The sequence below is a fragment of the Saccharomonospora halophila 8 genome, from assembly GCF_000383775.1.
Taxonomy (GTDB): domain Bacteria; phylum Actinomycetota; class Actinomycetes; order Mycobacteriales; family Pseudonocardiaceae; genus Saccharomonospora; species Saccharomonospora halophila.
Map to the genome: position 1 here is coordinate 5,620 of NZ_KB912487.1, position 2,104 is coordinate 7,723.

Below are 2,104 nucleotides of genomic sequence, written 5' to 3' on the forward strand. Positions count from 1 at the left end.
ACCTCCGCCGACACCGGGGCGGTCCGCGACCCCGACCACTGACCGTCCCGACGGGTGCGCCGGGCGCCCGGACACCGGTGGCTCGGCGCACCCGTTGCGGGCGCACTCAGCGCAGGAACACCAGGATCGCCGCGGAGGCGCCCGCCGCGAGTGTCAGGGCGACGAGCCCGAACACGAGCGGCCGGTGCCGCCACGGGGTGTTCTTGTCGAGCGCGAGCCGCCCCGATCCGGTGAACAGCAGCGCGAACGCCGTCGCGGCGAGCACGAGTTCGTGCTCGAACCCGCCCTGTCCCGCGAAGAACCCGGCACCGACCTTCACCGCGATCGCGTTCACCAGCACGCCGAGGGCCGCGGCCGCGCCGAGCGGCGTGAACAGGCCGAGCACCAGGAGCACTCCACCGCCGACCTCGGTCAGTGCGGTCACCCACGCGAGCAGGGTGGTCTGTCCGGTGTAGCCGAACGATTCGAGTCCGCGGGCGAACCCGTCGAGTCCGGGGCCGTCGAACAGGCCGAACTTCTGCAGGCCGTGCGCGACGAGTGTCCCGCCGAGCACGAGGCGGAGCACGAACAGGGCGAGGTCGAGACCGCCGTGCCAGTGCCCGGGGCCCGCTTTCGCCCGTGTCCCGGTCTCCGTCCCGGTCCCGGGTGTGGTCCCGGTCCCGGGTGTGGTCACGGTGGTCGGGTCCGCCCCACCGGCGTTCGTGTCCCCACCGGTGGCCGGTTCCCGTGCCGGGGGACCGCCGGGTTCGAACAGCGCGGAACCCGACAACGTCTGCGGCCGTTCGGTGCCGTCGTCGTGAGCACTCATGGGCGCGCAGCGTAGGGCATTTTCGACCGTTCCGGGGACACCTGACGGCGCGTTCGGACAGAATGTCCCCGCGACAGGCATCGCGGGCGCACGGCCCGGTGCCTTCTGGGGAGATGACTTTTTCCGACGGGGGTGACGACGAACCATGTCGACAGGTGCGGGCGGACACCGGGTGGAGACCGCCGAACTGCGCGGGTGCTCCGAGCTGGTGGCCCAGCAGGCGCGACGCTTCGGCGAGATCGAGCGGCACGCCACCGAGAAGGGCGGGGACACGAGCGGCTACACCGGACTGCTGGCGCTGCTCGCACCGGTGGTGACCGGGGTGGTCGGGCTCTACGCCGACACGCTGCGGTTCGCGAACGAGAAGCTGACCGAGGTGGGGCAGAACCTGACGACCGCGGCCGACACCTACGACGCCCGCGACGAGGAGTCCCGCACCCAGATGGACAAGCTCGACAGCGCACTGGACTCCTCCGGCGACTTCCGCATCGGTGGCGCGGTCTGATGCCCGGCTACGCGGAGCTGGTGGACCCGACGGCGGAGCTGACGAAGGAGCCCTCGTCGTCCGGCCCGTCGGTCGAGGAGGCCATCCAGGGGGCGGGTTTCCAGGTCCAGGCCGTGAACTGGGTCTGGGAGAAAGTCGTCGGCGAGGACCTCGTCTCGTCCATCATCACGCCCATCACGGGCGATTTCGAGGCGATCGGCAACGCCGCGGCCGAGTGGAGCAACGTCAAGGACGCCCTGCAGGCGGTGCGCGGGAACCTCGCGGGCGGGCTGGAGGAACTGCGTCCCTCGTGGTCGGGCGCCGCCGCCGACCGGTTCTCCGATCTCCTCGGCACGCGGTGGGTGCTCGCGATCGAGGCGGACGCCCAGGTGGCCGCGGTCGTCGGCAAGGCGCTGATGAAGGTGGCCGAGGGCTCGAAACGGGCCTGCGACAAGGCGCTGGAGCTGATCGAGCGGCTGGTCAACAAGCTGATCGAGGCCGCGGCGATGCTGCCGATCCCCGTGGTCGGCTGGGGCCGTGCGGTCAAGGTGGTCTGGGACGCCTACCAGATCTACACGGCCATCATGGACCTGATCGAGGGCATCCAGGCGATGATCGAGGGCGCGCAGCAGGTCCTCGACGGGGTCTCCTCCGTGGGAACGGCGCTGTCGCAGCTGGGCGAGGCCGGCAGCCTGAACGACGTCCTGGACGCGGGCGGTACGGCGGCGGGCGCGGTCTCCGACATCCGGGACGGCGCGACGTCCGTGCGCGACGGGGCCACGCAGGCGTCGAGCGCGGTCACCGATGCCACC

The 2,104-nt window shown here is 71.7% G+C and carries 3 protein-coding genes; 2 read left to right on the forward strand and 1 reads right to left on the reverse strand.

All coding sequences use genetic code 11. The features are described from left to right. Positions 1-106: 106 nt before the first annotated feature. Positions 107-808, reverse strand: coding sequence for a DoxX family protein (locus tag SACHA_RS0102540; RefSeq protein ID WP_019806971.1), 702 nt, complete (start codon positions 806-808; stop codon positions 107-109). 145 nt (positions 809-953) lie between these two features. Between SACHA_RS0102540 and SACHA_RS0102545 the strand changes: the two genes are divergently transcribed. Continuing rightward, complete coding sequence (locus SACHA_RS0102545; RefSeq protein WP_028662823.1) at positions 954-1,313, forward strand: type VII secretion target; 360 nt, start codon at positions 954-956, stop codon at positions 1,311-1,313. Next, a partial coding sequence (locus tag SACHA_RS24825) for a WXG100 family type VII secretion target (RefSeq protein WP_019806975.1) occupies positions 1,313-2,104 on the forward strand: 792 nt, incomplete at its 3' end. The genes SACHA_RS0102545 and SACHA_RS24825, both read left to right, overlap by 1 nt.